Origin of the sequence: Bradyrhizobium sp. in8p8, assembly GCF_000426845.1 — a bacterium.
Lineage (GTDB): Bacteria > Pseudomonadota > Alphaproteobacteria > Rhizobiales > Xanthobacteraceae > Bradyrhizobium > Bradyrhizobium japonicum_C.
Map to the genome: position 1 here is coordinate 34,529 of NZ_AUGD01000017.1, position 16,774 is coordinate 51,302.

Consider the following 16,774-nt stretch of genomic DNA (forward strand, 5'->3'; position numbering starts at 1 on the left):
CTCGGCCGACGCGTTAGCTTCCGCGCCATCCGGCAGGCGCGACAACACGAAGCAACAACGTCATGAGCGACACCCCGCCCTACACCTGGACGCCGCCAGCGGAACTCGTGGCGCAGAGCAACCTCACCGCGTTCCTGCGCGCGACCGGCGACAGGGACTACGATGCCCTCGCCGCGCGGGCCGAAGCCGATCCGGCCTGGCTGATGCAGCAAGTCTTCAAGTTTTGCGACGTCAGGTTCTACAAGCCCTATGAGCAGATGCTCGACGTGTCGAAGGGCGAAGCCTGGGCGCGCTGGTGTGTCGGCGGCACCACCAACATCGTGCTGAATTGCCTCGACAAGCACCGCGACACGAAGGTCTGGGACCAGACTTTCCTCGTCTGGGAAGGCGAAGACAAGAACGAGCGCCGTTCGCTCAGCTACCGCCAATTCGACGCCGAAGTGACCCGGCTGGCGCGGGGCCTGCGCGATACCGGCATCGGGCGCGGCGACGTCGTAGCCATCTACATGCCGAACCTGCCCGAGACCTTCGTTGCGTTCTTCGCGATCTTGAAAATCGGCGCGATCGTGATGCCGCTGTTCTCCGGATTCGGCCCTGCCCCGATCCAGTCGCGGCTTAATCACGGCGAGGCCAAGGTTGTCATCACCGCCAACGGCACCTGGCGCCGCGGCGCTCCGGGTGCGCTGAAATCCGTGCTGGACATCGCGCTTGAAGGCGCACCATCGGTGAAGCATGTCATCGTCGCCCGCCGCGCCGGGCTCGATATCGACACGCCGATGCGCGATGGCCGGGACCGCTGGTGGGACGATGCCATTGCCGGCCCCGACGCGGCGCTGGCGACCGAACAGATGCAGGCTGAAGATCCTGCGATCCTGCTCTACACGTCGGGCACCACGGGCGAGCCGAAGGGATGCGTCTGGACCCACATCGGTTTCATCGGCTCGATGGTCACTCGCGACATCATCATCTGCGGCGATTTCAAGTCGTCGGATCGCTTCTTCTTTTTCAGCGACGTGGGCTGGATGGTCGGCGCGATGTGCGCCTGCATTCCGAGCTTTGCCGGCGGCAGCCTGCTGATTGCGGAAGGCACGCCCGATTTTCCCGACACCGGGCGGTTCTGGCGACTGATCGCCGACCACAAGGTCACATATCTCGGCGTATCGCCGACAATCGTGCGCAGCCTGATGCGCTATGGCGAGGAAGTCGAGAACTACGACCTCTCAAGCCTGCGCATGACCGCATCCGGAGGCGAAGCCTGGACCACAGCGCCGTGGATGTGGTTCTTCGAGCACGTCTGCAAGAACAAGATCCCGATCATCAATATTTCCGGCGGCACGGAGGTCGGCGGATGCATCTTCACCGGCACGCCCAATCACCCGATGAATCCCGGCTCGTTCTCGCGGCCTGCCCTTGGCGTCGGCGCAGATATCGTCGATCTCGCCGGCACGCCGGTGCCCGATGGCACGGTCGGCGAACTGGTGCTGCGGCACTCCTCGATCGGCCTGACCAAGAGCCTGTGGAAGGCCGACGCGCGCTATCTCGATAGCTACTGGAACACGATTCCGGGAATCTGGGTGCACGGCGATTTCGCGATGCGCGGCACCGACGGGCTCTATTACATCCTCGGCCGTTCCGACGACACCATCAAGATTTCCGGCAAGCGCACGGGGCCTGCCGAACTCGAAGGAATCCTGATTGCGACCGGCAAGCTGGCCGAAGCCGCGGTGTTCGGCATCCCGCATCCGGTCAAGGGGGCGGCCATCGTCTGCGCTTGCGTGCCGATGCCGGGTGTCGAGGGAGATCCGAAACTCGCGACGCTGCTGTCGTCGGCCATCGTCACCGGCATGGGCACGTCGTACCGGCCGGAGACCGTGCTGTTCGTCGACGACCTGCCGCGCACCCGCAATCTGAAGATCATGCGCCGGGTGCTGCGCGCGGTATTCGAAAACAAGGACCCCGGCGACCTCTCCGCGCTCGCCAACCCCGAAGCCGTCGAGCGGCTGCGCGAAAAGCTCGCGGCGATGTGAGGGAAAGGCCGGAGGACCGGCCCTTCCCGCTGCCATCGATCAGATCGGGCAATCCGGCGAGAACACCGGCGTGCGCTTCTCGAGATGCGACGCCAGACCTTCCCGCGCCTCGTGGCCAGTGAAGCCCAGCATTTCCAGCGCGGTGGACGTGTCGAACAGCGGGCCGTTGACGCGGAGCCAGTTGTTCAGCGCGTATTTGGTCCAGCGGATCGCGCTCTGCGCGCCGGTCGCGAGGTCTTCGGCGGTTTCCAGCGCGATCTTCTGCAATTCGGCGTCCTCGACGCAGAGCGACACCAGACCGATGCGCTCGGCTTCGGTGCCCGACAGTGGTTTGCAGGTCAGCAGGTAGTATTTTGCCTTCGCAAGGCCGCACAGCAGCGGCCAGATGATGCAGGCGACGTCGCCCGCCGCCACGCCGAGCCTCGTGTGACCGTCGACGATCCGCGCGGATTTACCGCAGATCGAGACGTCCGCCAGAATACCGACGACGAGACCGGCGCCAACGGCGACGCCGTTGATCGCTGAAATGATCGGCTTGTTACAGTTGATGACGTTGTAGACGAGGTCCTTGGCTTCCTTCCACGTCGACATGCGCGCCTTTGGATCGTCGAGGATGCTCTTGATCAACTCGAAATCGCCGCCGGCCGAGAACGCCTTGCCGGCGCCGGTGACGATCACCGCGTTGATCTCGGAATCGTCGTTGATGTCGCGCCAGATGTGGGTGAGCTGCGTATGGGTCGCAGCATCCACCGAGTTGTAGGTTTCGGGACGGTCGAACGTGATCCGCAGGATCCGCTTCGACGGATAATCGATCTTCAGGCTGGTATAGGCGGCGTAACGGTCGGACATGGGCTCTCCCTTTTTGCTGGCAAGCCGTCCCGCGGCCGCCCCGATCGCTTGCGTGCAACCGGTCATGATGATTTCGAACAGATGTTAGAATTTAGGTTTGATCGGATATCGCTGCAAGCGTATAGTTTCGATCCGACAAAGGGGCTAATAAAGCAAGAAGATACCCCGGGAGTGAACGGAAGATGACTGCCGAATTCGACGGTGCAGCGGTAGCCGGCTCAGGTCCGACGGTCGGCGAGCTGTTCCGCAGCCGCGCCAGGATTCAACCCGCGGCCGTTGCGATCGAATATCAGGGCCGGAACATTAGCTACGGCGAGTTGCGCGGCCGCGTCGAACGCGCCGCCGCAATGCTGTCGGCGCATGGCCTGCAACGCGGCGACCGCGTCGCGCTCCTCTCGCGCAATCGGCCCGAATATATCGAGATCGAACTCGCGGCCGCCCATCTCGGCGTCATCACCGCCTGCCAGAACTGGCGCTTATCGCCGCGCGAACTCACTTATTGCCTTGAGCTGGTGTCGCCGAAACTCGTGATTGTCGAGCCGGACCTGCGCGCCAATCTCGCCTCAGGCCCTTGGAAAACGCTGGAGCTCGGGCTGGCCTACGAACAGCTTCTGCAACAGCAGCAAGATCGGGAGGCCCCGACCGCGGCGGAAGCCGAGGACGGCCTGGTGATCCTCTACACCAGCGGCACCACCGGGCTGCCGAAGGGCGCTGTGGTCTCGCACCGCGCAATGATTGCGCGGTCACTGGTGTTCAGCTCCGAATTGGGCATCTCGCATCGCGATGCCTTCGTGGCCTGGGCACCGATGTTCCACATGGCGTCGACCGACCACGCGCTCTCGACCCTGCTGCGTGGCGCCACCGTCGTGATGATCGACGGCTTCCAGATCGAATCGATGCTGGACGCGGTCGCGCGTCACGAGATCGGCTGGCTGGTGTTGATTCCCGGTATGGTCGAGGCCTTTGCCGCCGGATTGAAGCAACAAAGGACAAAGGTGAAGGGCGTGCGTGTCTGCGGCGCAATGGCCGACCTGGTGCCGCCGCATGCGATCGCCGAAGTGACCGAGCTGTTGCAGGCGCCCTATCTCAACAGTTTTGGCGCCACCGAAACCGGTCTGCCGCCCGCCACCCGCGCGCTGATCGCGCCCGGTGAAATCCCCGAGCGGCTGTCGAAACAACAGAGCGCATTCTGCCAGATCAAGCTGGTCGATCCATCCGACCGCGAGGTCGGGCAAGGCATGCCGGGCGAACTGGCGATGCGCGGACCGACGTTGTTTTCCGGATACTGGCAGGCACACGACACCAATGCCCATGATTTTCGGGGCGGCTGGTTTCACATGGGCGACGTGTTTCGCCGCAACGAAGACGGTTCGCTCGATTTCGTCGACCGCGTGAAATACCTGATCAAGTCCGGCGGCGAGAACGTTTACCCCGCCGAGATCGAGCGCGTTTTGATGAGCGATAGCCGCATCACTGAAGCCGCGGTCGTCAGGGCTACCGACCAGAAATGGGGCGAAGTTCCGATCGCCTTCGTGGCGCGGCGCGACGACAGCATCACCGAGGCCGATCTGCTGGAGTTGTGCCGGCGCGACCTCGCTTCCTACAAGCGACCCCGGCAGTTCAACTTCATCGACTTCACGGAGTTTCCGCGCTCGACCAGCGGCAAGGTCCAGCGCCACGAACTCGAAGCGCGGCTGAAAGCTTCCAACGCAGGACGCGCCTCATGAGCGCCACCACCCTGCGCGGCAAAGTCGCAGTCATCGGCATCGGCATGTCGCCGGTCGGCAAGGTACCGGGCCGCAGCCCGCTGTGGCTTGCGGCGGATGCTTCAAAGAAAGCGCTCGCAGATGCCGGTCTCGACAAGAGTGCCGTCGACGGCGTGCTGTCGTGCCACGCGTTCGCTTCGCCCTTCCATCGTTTCAGCGTGGCCTTGAGCGAATATTTCGGCATCCAGCCGACCTTTTCGAACACGTTGCAGGTGTCCGGCGCCACGGCTGCGACGATGTTCAACATCGGCGCGGCCGCAATTCAGGGTGGGCTCGCAAAGGTCGTGCTGGTCACCGCCGGCGATAGCCTGATGACCGGCCTGACGCCTGATATGGCGCTGCGCTCGCTGACCGAGAGCCGCGACCAGCAATACGAAATGCCGTTCGGCATTCCCGTCGCCAACACCTTTGCGATGACCGCGCACAGGCACATGAAGGAATTCGGCACGACTGCCGAACAACTCGCCGAAGTCGCCGTTGTGTCGCGGCGTCACGCTTCGCGCACGCCTGGTGCCCAGCAGACCAAGCCGATCACGGTCGACGACGTACTCAATTCCGGCTGGGTGACGACGCCCTACCACAAGCTCGACTGCTCGCTGATCTCGGACGGCGGCGCGGCCTTTATCCTGACCTCGGCAGAACACGCCAGGGAACTCGGCATCGCCAAGCCGATCTACATCCTTGGCGGCGGCGAGTGCTACACCCATGAGCACATCTTCCTGATGCCATCGCTAACTTCGACAGGCGCGATCACCTCCAGCCGCAACGCTTACGAGATGGCGGGCTACGGCCCGAAGGACATGGACGTCGCCGGCGTCTACGACTGCTTCACCGGCACCGTGATCATGATGCTGGAAGATCTCGGCTTTTGCCCCAAGGGCGAAGGCGGGCGTTTCGTGGCTGACGGGCAGATGACCTATGGGGGGCAGATCCCCTCGAATACTCACGGCGGGCTGCTGTCCTTTGCGCATCCAGGCATGCCCGGCTCGTTCTTCCATTTCCATGAGGTGATCGCGCAGCTGCGCGGGCAATGCGGCGAGCGTCAGGTGGCCGGCGCCGAACTCGGGCTTGTGCATAGTTTGGGTGCCGGATTTGCGACCAACGCGACCACGATCCTCGGCACGGAGAACACGCTGTGATTTCGAGCGAAGACGCCAAGCGGAAACCGGTGCCATCGCCCGACGCGGACTCCGCGGCATTGTGGCGCGGCCTGCGCGACGGCGTGCTGTTGTTGCAGCACTGCGACGATTGCCGCCACGTCCAGTACTACCAGCAAGGCATGTGCCGTAACTGCGGCAGTGAAAACTTGACGCATCGCGCGGCATCCGGCCGCGGCAAGGTTCATTCGTTCAGCGTCGTCCATCGCGCGCCCGGCCCGGCTTTCAAGGACGACGTGCCTTATGCGGTGCTGCTGGTTGACCTGGCAGAGGGCCCGCGCATGATCAGCACCTACACTGGCGGCAAGCCCGACGACGTCAGCTTCGACATGAACGTCGTGCTGGTCTGCGAAGCCATCGACGACGAGACCACGCTGCCGCGGTTCCGCCGCGCCTGATCACCAGACCCGTCTGAGCCGTCGCGCCCGTCGAGGTTAACTCGCGGCCGGCCTTCGGATTATTTTCTAACAAACGTTCGATTTCTAACAATTGTTAGATTGCAATCCCGCGCCCTTCTGCCTAAACATGACGGACATCCTCAACCGGAGCCCGATCCATGGACTTTGATCTCACGCACGAGCAGCGGCAGATCCTCGACTATGGAAATACCGTCGCCAAGAAATTCGACCGCCGCTACTGGATGGAGTGCGCGGAGAAGCGCGCGTTTCCGGAAGCGCTGTATCAGAAGATCGCCGAGGACGGCTTCGTCGGCACCATGGTGCCGGAGGAATTCGGCGGCGCCGGACAGGGCATGACCGAGATGCACCTGTTCCTCGAGGGCCTCTCGAACAACGGCATTCCACTGCTGAACCTCGTCGTCGGCGCCGCGATGAGCCTCGGCTTCATCGCCAAATACGGCACCACGGCCCAGAAGTCGCGCTACCTGCCGGATGCGTGCTCCGGCAAAACGCGCTTCTGCTTCGCGATCACCGAGCCTGATGCCGGCACCAACACGATCCGAACTTCCACCATTGCGACCAAACGCGGCAACCGCTTCTCGCTGAACGGACAAAAGACGTTCATCACCGACGCCGACGGCTCCGACTATGCTCTGGTGGTGGCCCGCACCAAGCCGCACACGGAAGTCGGCAAGAAGACCGATGGCTTCACACTGTTCATCGTCGATCTCAAGGCCAAAGGACTGCAGAAGCAATATATCCCCGTCAGCATCACCGCGCCGGAAACCCAATGGCAACTGTTCTTCGATGACGTCGATCTCGGGCCCGAAGACGTCGTCGGTGAAATCGACAAAGGCTTCGGCATCCTGTTCAAGAGCCTCAATCCCGAGCGGATCCTCGTAGGTTCGATCTGCTGCGGCCTCGGCCGCTACGCGCTGAACCGTGCGGTCGAATACGTTCGCGAGCGCAAGGTCTTCAACAATACGCCCATTGGGGCTTATCAGGGCTTGCAACATCCCCTGGCGAGTTCGCAGACCGACATCGAAATGGCCTCGCTGATGACCTTGAAGGCTGCCTGGACCTTTGATCAGGGCCGTGAAGCTGGCGAGTTCGCCAACATGGCCAAACTCGCCGCGGCGGATGCTGCGATCAAGGCGGTAGACACCGCGATCCAGTGTCACGGCGGCAACGGCTTCACCAAAGAATACGGCATCTTCGACATCTATCCGATGGTGCGTCTGCTCAAGACCGCACCGCTCAATCGCGAAATGATCCTCAATTACATCGGCGAGCACGTGATGGGCTTGCCGCGCAGCTATTAGGTCGAACGCCCATGGCCACGATGAAATCGGAGGTTTCGACCGCGAGCGAGGAATTCGTTCGTAACCGCGACGCCTATCAAGCGCGAATTACGGACCTCCACGCGCGCCGCGCCGCAGCCGCCATCGGCGGACCGGAACGCGCGCGCAAGCTGCACCAGGAACGCAAGCAACTGCTGCCGCGCGAGCGGATCACCGCTCTCCTTGATCCCGGTTCGCCATTTCTTGAGTTCTGCCAGTTGGCCGGCGAAGGCATGTATGACGGCGTGCCGCCCGGCGGCAGCATCATCACCGGCGTCGGCATGGTGGCCGGCCGCCCCTGCATGGTCATCGCCAACGACGCCACGGTGAAGGGCGGCACCTACTACGGCATCACCTGCAAGAAGCATGTTCGCGCGCAGCGCTTCGCCTGGCAGCATCGCCTGCCCTGCATCACCCTGGTGCAATCCGGCGGCGCCAACCTGCCCGACCAGCCGAATATCTTTCCGGACGAAGGCCAGTTCGGGTCGATCTTCTACAACCAGATCCGGATGTCTGCCGAAGGCATCCCACAGATTGCAGTCGTGCACGGCCCGTCAACGGCCGGCGGCGCCTACATGCCGGCGCTGTGCGACGAGACCGTGATCGTTCGCAACCAGGGCGCCATGTTCCTAGGCGGTCCGCAGCTCGTTTACGCAGCCACCAACGAGGAAGTTGGCGTCGAAGCGCTCGGCGGTGGCGAAATGCACAGCCGCATCAGCGGCGTCACCGATCACCTCGCCGAAAGCGATGGCCACGCTATCGCCATCACCCGCGACATCGTCGCCCATCTCGGCGAAGTGCCCGAGCAACGCTGGACTGTAGCCACGCCACGTCCGCCGCGCGCGAATCCGGCTGACATCTATGGCCTGATCAGCGCCGATCCGCGGGTGCCGACCGACAACCGCGGCATCATCGCCCGCCTGGTCGACGACAGCGAATTCCACGAATTCAAGCCGCTCTACGGCGACACGCTGATCACCGGCTTTGCCCGCATCATGGGGTTCGAGATCGGCATCCTCTGCAACAACGGCGTGCTGTTCTCCGAGAGTCTCAAGGCGACGCACTTCATCGACCTCTGCTGCAAGCGCAACATTCCCCTCCTCTTCATGGCCGACGTCACCGGTTTCATGGTCGGCCGCGAGGCCGAAGAAGGCGGCATTTCCAAAGACGGCGCCAAGATGATCACGGCGATGGCAAGCGCCAACGTGCCGAAATACACGTTGATCATCGGCAATGCCTACGGCGCCGGATATTTGTCGATGTGCGGCCGCGCCTTCCGCCCGAACGCCATGATGATGTGGCCGAACGGCCGCTCGGCAATCATGGGCCCCGATCAGGCCGCCAATACGCTCGCGATGGTTCGCGACGAGGCCCACAAGCGCGAAGGCACGAGCTGGACCGACGAGGAGCGCGAGGCCTATCGCGCGCCGGTGCGCAAGGAGTTCGAGGACTTCGCCAACGCCTATAACTTCGCCCGCAATACCTGGTGCGACATGGTGATCGACCCGCTTGAGACCCGGAACGTGATGGCGCTGCTGCTCGACCTCGCCGGCCGCCTGCCGCAGCAGCGCACCGACTTCGGCGTACTCCGGATGTGACGACGGGAGATAGCCGGTGTTCAAGAAAATCCTGATTGCGAACCGTGGCGAGATCGCCTGCCGCATCGCGCGGACCTGCCGCAAGCTCGGCGTCGCTGTAGCCGGCGTTCACTCGTCGGTCGATGCTGACTCATTGCACGTCAAGACCATCGGTGAATCCTACTTGATCGGCGGCGGCGCTGCCTCCGACAGCTATTTGCGCATCGATGCCGTGATCGCCGCGGCCAAGACCGCAGGCGCGGAAGCTATTCATCCCGGCTTCGGCTTCCTGGCCGAGAATGCGGAATTCGCGCGCGCGGTCGAAGCCGCAGGCCTCGTCTTCATCGGACCGACACCTGAGGTGATTGAACGCTTGGGCGACAAGGCTTCCGCCAAGCGCGAAGCCGAAGCGGCTGGCGTGCCGACCGTTCCCGGCAGTCAGACGCCGAGCGAGGACGTTACGGCCGTGGCCGGCATCGTGAAGCAACTCGGCCTGCCCGCGATGCTGAAAGCGGCAGCCGGCGGCGGCGGGAAAGGTATGCGCGCGGTGTCCAAAGCCGGCGGGCTGGAGGGCGAAATCGAAGCCGCGATGCGCGAGGCGAAAAACTCGTTCGGGAGTGCCGGACTGATCGTCGAAAAGCTGATCGAGCACGGCCGTCATATCGAGGTGCAGATCGCCGGCGACGGCACGGGCAACGTGATCCACTTGTTCGAACGCGAATGCTCGCTGCAACGCCGGCACCAGAAGCTGATCGAGGAAGCACCGGCCGCAAACCTCCCCGCCGCTCTGCGCGAACGCATGACTGATGATGCGACGCGGCTCGGCAAGCGCCTCAATTACCGCGGCGTCGGCACCGTTGAATTCATCGTCGGCGGCGGCGACTACTACTTCCTAGAGGTCAATCCGCGGCTCCAGGTCGAGCATCCCGTCACCGAAATGGTGACCGGTATCGATATTGTCGAACTGATGCTGCGGATTGCAGCCGGCGAAGGCTTGCCGTTCGAACAGGACGACATCGCCTGCGCAGGCCACGCGGTCGAGGCGCGGATTTGCGCGGAGGATGCCGCCGACAATTTCATGCCCTGCACGGGCGATCTGGCCTATGTCAACTTCCCCACAGCCGACGTACGGGTCGAGACCGGCGTCGAGAGCGGATCGAGTGTTTCGCCCTATTACGACTCCATGCTGGCCAAGCTGATCACCAATGCGGAGACCCGGAACGAAGCGCTCGACCAGCTCAGCCACGCGCTCGGCGCGACCTCGATCTTCGGCATTACGACCAACCAGGATTTCCTGGCGCGTCTGATTGCGCTACCGGAAGCGCGCAACGCGACTTTCCATACGCGCTTGATCGACGAGCAGATCGACCAGCTTGTCGAAAGGACCAGGGGACCTGACGTCGAGGCATCGGCGCTAGGCGCGTACTTCTGGCTGATGCAGCAACGTCCGCGCGCGGCGAGCAACCCGTGGCAAACGCGCGAAACCACAGCGTGGCAGATGGCAACCGGCGGCGACGGATTATCGCCGATCCCGGTGCTGCATCTCGAAGCCGCCGGCGCCAGCGCGGAGATCCGGTTTGCGCCGCAGCAAGCCGACGGCCACATGATCGTCGGCGTCAATAACGACAAGGTTTCTGTCAATCTTCTGCCCGCTGATGATGGCGCCTTCGTCGCTATTATTGCCGGCCGTCGCGAATCCGTTCGCATTCTTCAGCACGATCGAACCCTGTTCGTGCATGATCGCCGCGGCGTGCATACGCTGACCGCCATTCCCTACCTGACCTATATAAGTGCAACGACGGAAGCGAGCGGAGAGCTGCGCGCCCCGATGATGGGCATGATCCGCAAGGTCAACGTCGCCATCGGCGACAAGGTCAGGGTTGGCGATGTCGTCGCGATCCTTGAATCGATGAAGATGGAATTGCGTATCAGCAGCCAGATCGACGGCACGGTATCAGCGGTGAATTGCTGCGCCAACGAGATCATCGAACGCAATGCGATTGTCGTCGTCGTCGAAGCCGCCGGGCAGGCCTGACATACCAGCAACAAGACGAGGGAGTGGGACATGCGATTTGGATCGGTCAATTACGAAACCAGAGGCAAGGTCGCGCTCCTGACGCTCGACGAACCGCAGAAGCTCAACGCGCTGAGCCCAGGCATTCGCCAAGGCATCCTCGAAGGGCTGAAGCAGGCGGATGCGGATGACAATATCCGTGTCGCCGTCATCACCGGCAACGGCGACAAGGCGTTCTGCGCCGGAGCCAATATCGGCGAATTCGACTTCGATCCGGAAAGGGCGCGCAGCTTCCTGATCGACGCGATGGAAGTGCTGGCAGCGCCGGAGAACACCCGCAAGATCGTGATTTCTGCCGTCAACGGCATCGCCTATGGCGGCGGCTTCGAACTCGCGATTGCCTCCGATTTCATCATCGCCTCCGACCGCGCCAAATTCGCCGTTCCAGAGATCAAGCTGGGCCTGCTGCCGGGCTTTGCGATCGTTCGCCTGCAAGGGATCGTCGGCCGCGCCAAGGCCAAGGAGCTGAGCGTTCTCGGCGATCCGATCTCGGCCGAAGAAGCCTGCCGGCTCGGCATTGCGCTCCGCGTGGCGCCGCATGCCGAACTGCTCGCCAATGCTCTCGCCTTTGCCGAACAGATCGCCGCCAAGCCGCGGCTCGCAGTGCGGATGGCGAAGTCGTTCTACAATCGCGGGTTGGGCGGCGACGACATGCGTCATGTCATCGACGGTTTCCCGTTCCTGTTCATGCACGAGGATGCGCGCGAAGGAATCGCCGCATTCCGGGAAAAGCGTCAGCCCAGATTTAGAGAAAAGTAGTAGACGGCTTTTGCGGGCGGAATCGACAAGCTGCCGTACCCTCGCCGCCTTGCCTTGAAATCGAACGTTCGTTAGCTTCGCCAGACAAGAAATCGGCGGGGTCTCGAACCCACTAAGCCAAAAATAACAACGCGTTGGAGAGACAGTTTGTCGTTTGCTGGCGGGACATCCGGTCCGGTATTGCAATGCCAATCCGTCGAGCGACGGTTTGGCGGGATCGTCGCGCTCAACGGTATCGACATGCATATCGAACGCGGCGAGATCTTCGGCCTGGTCGGCCCGAACGGGTGCGGCAAGACCACCCTCACCAACGCCGATCACGGGCTTCTATCCGCCGCAGCGCGGCCGCATCCTGCTCAACGGCCGCGACATCACCGGTCTTGCGCCGCATTACATCGCAACGCTCGGTGTCGCCCGCACCTTCCAGAATCTCGCGCTGTTCAACGGCATGAGCGTACTCGACAATATCCTGCTCGGCCGTCACATCCACATGAAGCCGAGCGTGGCGCGCACCGCGCTGTACTGGTGGCTCGGCCGCCGTGACGAGACCGCGAACCGCGCCGCAGTGGAAGAAGTCATCGAATTCCTGCAGCTTGAAGGCGTGCGCGACGAACTCGTCGACGTCATCCCGATCGGCCTCAAGAAGCGCGTCGAACTGGCGCGCGCGCTGGCCGCGGAGCCGAGTTTCCTGGTGCTGGACGAGCCGATGGCCGGCATGAACCAAGAAGAAAAGGAATACATGGCGCGGTTTATCCTCGATGCCCGCGACGAGCGCGGCGTCACCGTGCTGTTGATCGAACATCATATGGACGTCATCACCGGCATCTGCGACCGGATGCTGGCGCTGAATTACGGAGCGATGATCGGCAGCGGTATTCCTGCCGACGTCATCGCCGACCCGCGGGTGGTCGAGGCCTATATCGGGGGCGCCCATGGCGCGCACTGACCAGACCGCGGCCTGGAATTTCGAGACAAATACCACGCTAATCCGCGTGCTAGCTCGCAATGCCGAAGTTTTTCCGGATCGCGTAGCGGTTCGAGAAAAAAGTAGGGGTATCTGGCAGGAGATGACGTGGTGCGAGTTTTGCGACATCGTGCTGCGCTATGCCGCGGGACTGGAAGCACTCGGCTTCAAGGCCGGCGAAGTCATGCTGGTGCTCGGCGATAACCGCCCTCGCCTCTACGCCGGCATGCTGGCCGCGGGCGCGCTCGGCGGCTACGCGATGCCGGCCTATCCCGATGCCACGCTCGAGGAGATCAAACATTTCGTCCATGAAGGCGGCGCGCGGTTCGTGCTCGCCGAAGACCAGGAGCAGGTCGACAAGACGCTGGAGCTGCGCGAGCAAGGCTCCGCGATCGACCACATCGTCTATGACGACCCACGCGGCCTCGCCTCCTATTCCAACCCGGGGCTGATCTCATGGGATGGGGTTCAGGCCAAGGGCGCAGAGCGTCTTGCAGCCTCGAATGACGCACGGGCAGAGCTGATCGCGCGCGCGGGCCCTAATGGCCCCGCTGTGTTCGTGCATTCGTCGGGGAGCACCGGCAAGCCGAAGGGCGTGGTACTCTCGCATCGCAATCTGCTGTCCGGCGTCCGCAACGCCTATCAGGGCAAGGCGTTCGATTTTGGTGAAGATATCCTCGCCTATCTACCGATGGCCTGGATCGGCGACTTCGCAATGACGATGGGCGGCGGCATTCCGCTGCACTTCACCATCAATATTCCCGAGCGGCAGGAAACCGTGCTGCAGAACCTGCGAGAGATCGCGCCGACATTCTATCTCGCCGCTCCCCGCAGCTGGGACAACCTGCTAACGACCATTCAGGTGCGCGTCGAGGATTCCTCTTGGCTCAAGCGTCGCATCTACGACGCGCTGATCACGTCCGCCATCAATGCCGAGAAACGCAAGCTCGGGGGCAAGGAGCCGACACTGAAGCAGAAACTGCTCGCCCCGTTGTGCGAGTTGCTGGTGTCCGGCCCAATCAAGGACCAGTTCGGCCTCACCCGGCTGCGTGGCGCCTTCACCGGCGGCGAAGCGATGGGCGAAGACACGTTCATCTTCTACCGCGCGCTCGGCATTAAGCTGCGCCAGCTCTACGGCCAGACCGAGAGCAGCGCGTACAACGCGATCCAGGGACTGGACGAAGTCCGGCTCCACACGGTCGGGCGGCCGCTACCCGGTGTCGACGTCAAGATCAGCGAGTCCGGCGAGATCATGATCCGCTCCGGCAGCGTGTTCAGCGGCTACTTCAAGCAGGAACAGGCGACACGCGAGAGCCTCGAGGATGGCCGGCTGCATACCGGCGACGCCGGCTATGTCGAGCCGGACGGTCACCTCGTCGTGCTCGGCCGCCTGTCTGATGTCGTGCATACCGCCAAGGGCGAGCGATACATTCCGAATTACATCGAGAACCGCCTGAAGTTCAGCCCTTACATCAAGGATGCAGCGGTACTCGGCCGCGACCGCGATACGCTGGCAACGCTGGTGTGTATCGACAAGGACGCGGTCGGCCTGTGGGCCGAACTGCGCGGCATCTCCTATATGTCTTGCGCTGATCTCTCGCAGAAGCCGGAGGTGATCAAGCTGATCGGCTCTGCCGTCAAGCACGTCAACGGCACCCTGCCGGAGGGATTGCAGCTCAAGCAGTTCGTCTGCCTGCATAAGGAATTCGACCCGGATGATGGCGAAGTGACCCGCACCCGCAAGATCCGCCGCAACGTCGTCGAGGAGCGTTACAAACCGATCATCGATGCGATCTACGATCGAAAGACGAGCGTCCTGATGAAGGCGCAGGTCAGCTACGAGTCCGGCGAAGTCGGCGTCATCGAGCGCACGCTTTCGGTGCAGGAGGCCTGACGATGGATTGGGCGCTACTGGCCGAGTCGGCCGTCAACGGAAGCTTGGTCGGCCTGATGTATTCGCTGGTCGCAATGGGCATCGTGCTGATCTACAAATCGTCGTCGGTGCCGAACCTGGCGCAGGGATCGATGACGATGCTCGGCGCCTATATCGTGCTCGCCTATGCGAGCCGGTTCGGCGCGCCCATCTGGCTTTCGATCATTTTCGCCATCGTCACCATGTTCGGCGTCGGCATCGCCATCGAGCGGGTCGCGTTGCGGCGCCTCGCCGGCCGGCCGATCGTGATGATCCTGATGATGACGCTCGGGCTCGAGATTTTGCTCCGAGCCGGCTCGATGACGATCTGGGGGGGCACCGGGCGGCCGATGCCGATCGGCATCAGCGACGATCCGCTGTTCCTTGGGCCAATGCTGATCAACCGCGCCTATGCCGTCGGCGCCGCTGTTGCCGTCGTGATGTTTGGCGCGTTCGCCTTGTTCTTCCGGACCCGGATGGGCGTGGTGCTCCGCGCGATCTCGGACGACTACACGGCTGCCTGGTCGGTCGGCATCTCCGTCGAACGCGGCGTGGCGCTGTCATGGGCGATGTCCGCCGTGGTGGCCACGATCGCCGGCGTGCTGTGGGCCTCGGTGCAAGGCGTCGACCAGTCGCTGGCGCAACTGCTGCTGAAAGGCGTGACGGTCGCGTGCTCGGCGGACTAGACAGCATCGGCGGCGCGATGCTCGCAGGCCTGCTGTTCGGCATCGTCGAGGGCGTGACCAGCAGTTTCCTCGATCCGATACTGGGCGGCGCTAGTCGCGACCTCGTCGACGCCGCGATGCTGATCCTCACCATCATGCTGCGCCCGCACGGCCTCTACGGCCGCCACGACATCGAGAGGATCTGAATCGATGTTGTTCAGGCAAGCCGGCGTCTTCCACACCAATTATGCCGCCGACCGCGCGCTGTTTCCGATTGCGGCCGACCGCTGGATGATCGGCATCCTGCTGATTATCGGCCTTGCCGCCCCGTTCGTCGTGAACTCGCTCTATCTCAGCAGCTATCTGCTGCCCTTGCTGGTGTGGACTGCCGGCGCGCTCGGCCTCAATCTCATCCTCGGCTGGGCCGGGCAGTTTCATCTCGGATACGCCGCCGTGATGGGCATCGGCGCCTATGCGACGGTTCACGCCAACAAGGCCGGCATCCCCTGGGAGATCGCGATCCTGATCGGCGGCGCGACCGCCTCTATCATCGGCATCGGCTTTGCGTTTGCCGCGCTGCGCGTCAAGGGACTGTATCTGGCGCTCAGCACCCTCGCCCTCCAGTTCGTGATGGACTGGACCATTTCGCATGTTCCGGCCATCAGCGGCGGCACGCAGGCGACGCTGCAAGCGCCGGACATCCGCCTGCTCGGCCAACCCATAACCTCGGACGCCGGGCTCTATTACGTCGCGTTCGTCTGGTGCATCCTGGTGACGTCGTTCATGCTGAACCTGCGACGCACCGCGCTCGGCCGCGCGTTGGTCGCGGTTCGGGAGAAGGACTTCGCGGCGGCTGTCATCGGCGTCAACAGCTTCTATTTCAAGCTGGTCGCCTTTGCAACGTCCTCATTCATCGGCGGCGTCACCGGCGCGATCTTGATCGGCACATTCTATCACGCCGTTACGCCCGAACAGTTCTCTGTCGACGTCTCGATCCAGGCGCTGGCCATGGTGATCGTCGGCGGGCTCGGCAGCATCATCGGCAGCTATTTCGGCGCTGCCTTCATTCTGCTGATGCCGGGCGCTATGAACAGCCTGATCTCGTGGGCGGCGATCCGTTTCGGCTTTTCGCTCAGCATCGAGACGCTGGCGCATCTGCCGCAGGCTCTCTACGGCGCGCTGATCATCGGCTTCTTGCTGGTCGAACCGCTGGGCCTCGGCAAGATCTACAAGAACGTGCGCGACTATCTGCTGGTCTGGCCGTTCGGCTACGTGAAGAAATAGGG

General features: G+C 63.0%; 14 protein-coding genes. 13 read left to right on the top strand and 1 reads right to left on the bottom strand.

Features of this window, described 5'->3' with window-relative positions:
- Positions 1-62: 62 nt before the first annotated feature.
- Positions 63-2,027, top strand: coding sequence for an AMP-binding protein (locus tag K408_RS0130215; protein WP_024342818.1), 1,965 nt, complete (start codon positions 63-65; stop codon positions 2,025-2,027).
- Between the two features lie 39 nt (positions 2,028-2,066).
- Here the strand turns inward: K408_RS0130215 and K408_RS0130220 are convergent, their stop codons facing one another.
- The gene (locus K408_RS0130220; RefSeq protein WP_024342817.1) at positions 2,067-2,876 is read right to left on the bottom strand and encodes an enoyl-CoA hydratase/isomerase family protein; all 810 of its coding nucleotides are present in this window, start codon (positions 2,874-2,876) and stop codon (positions 2,067-2,069) included.
- 182 nt (positions 2,877-3,058) lie between these two features.
- Here K408_RS0130220 and K408_RS0130225 point away from each other — a divergent pair, with 182 nt between their 5' ends.
- The 12 genes from K408_RS0130225 (at position 3,059) to K408_RS0130275 (ending at position 16,772) form a co-directional block, all read left to right on the top strand.
- Complete coding sequence (locus K408_RS0130225) at positions 3,059-4,603, top strand: class I adenylate-forming enzyme family protein (protein ID WP_024342816.1); 1,545 nt, start codon at positions 3,059-3,061, stop codon at positions 4,601-4,603.
- Positions 4,600-5,781, top strand: coding sequence for a thiolase C-terminal domain-containing protein (locus K408_RS0130230; RefSeq protein ID WP_024342815.1), 1,182 nt, complete (start codon positions 4,600-4,602; stop codon positions 5,779-5,781). Before K408_RS0130225 ends, K408_RS0130230 begins: the two co-directional genes overlap by 4 nt.
- Positions 5,778-6,197 (top strand): Zn-ribbon domain-containing OB-fold protein, encoded by a 420-nt coding sequence (locus K408_RS0130235; protein ID WP_196232424.1) that lies wholly within the window; start codon positions 5,778-5,780, stop codon positions 6,195-6,197. The genes K408_RS0130230 and K408_RS0130235 overlap by 4 nt, the downstream gene beginning before the upstream one ends.
- Positions 6,198-6,355: 158 nt before the next feature.
- Positions 6,356-7,519: an acyl-CoA dehydrogenase family protein gene (locus K408_RS0130240; RefSeq protein WP_024342813.1), complete on the top strand. Its 1,164-nt coding sequence runs from the start codon at positions 6,356-6,358 to the stop codon at positions 7,517-7,519.
- Between the two features lie 11 nt (positions 7,520-7,530).
- Positions 7,531-9,135 (top strand): carboxyl transferase domain-containing protein, encoded by a 1,605-nt coding sequence (locus K408_RS0130245; RefSeq protein ID WP_024342812.1) that lies wholly within the window; start codon positions 7,531-7,533, stop codon positions 9,133-9,135.
- A gap of 16 nt (positions 9,136-9,151) precedes the next feature.
- Positions 9,152-11,149, top strand: coding sequence for an ATP-binding protein (locus K408_RS0130250; RefSeq protein ID WP_024342811.1), 1,998 nt, complete (start codon positions 9,152-9,154; stop codon positions 11,147-11,149).
- Positions 11,150-11,179: 30 nt separating this feature from the next.
- Positions 11,180-11,947 carry an enoyl-CoA hydratase/isomerase family protein gene (locus tag K408_RS0130255; protein ID WP_024342810.1) on the top strand — a complete coding sequence of 256 codons (768 nt, stop codon included), beginning with the start codon at positions 11,180-11,182 and terminating at the stop codon, positions 11,945-11,947.
- A 370-nt stretch (positions 11,948-12,317) separates the two neighbouring features.
- On the top strand, positions 12,318-12,893 hold the full coding sequence (locus K408_RS43995; RefSeq protein WP_283806492.1) for an ABC transporter ATP-binding protein: 576 nt from the start codon (positions 12,318-12,320) through the stop codon (positions 12,891-12,893).
- Positions 12,880-14,805: an AMP-dependent synthetase/ligase gene (locus K408_RS0130265; RefSeq protein WP_024342809.1), complete on the top strand. Its 1,926-nt coding sequence runs from the start codon at positions 12,880-12,882 to the stop codon at positions 14,803-14,805. The genes K408_RS43995 and K408_RS0130265 overlap by 14 nt, the downstream gene beginning before the upstream one ends.
- 2 nt (positions 14,806-14,807) lie before the next feature.
- Positions 14,808-15,509, top strand: coding sequence for a branched-chain amino acid ABC transporter permease (locus K408_RS39190; protein WP_245265965.1), 702 nt, complete (start codon positions 14,808-14,810; stop codon positions 15,507-15,509).
- Complete coding sequence (locus K408_RS43635; RefSeq protein ID WP_245265964.1) at positions 15,494-15,694, top strand: ABC transporter permease; 201 nt, start codon at positions 15,494-15,496, stop codon at positions 15,692-15,694. Before K408_RS39190 ends, K408_RS43635 begins: the two co-directional genes overlap by 16 nt.
- 4 nt (positions 15,695-15,698) lie before the next feature.
- A complete protein-coding gene (locus K408_RS0130275; RefSeq protein WP_024342808.1) occupies positions 15,699-16,772 on the top strand; it encodes a branched-chain amino acid ABC transporter permease in 1,074 nt (357 codons plus the stop codon).
- Positions 16,773-16,774: the final 2 nt, after the last annotated feature.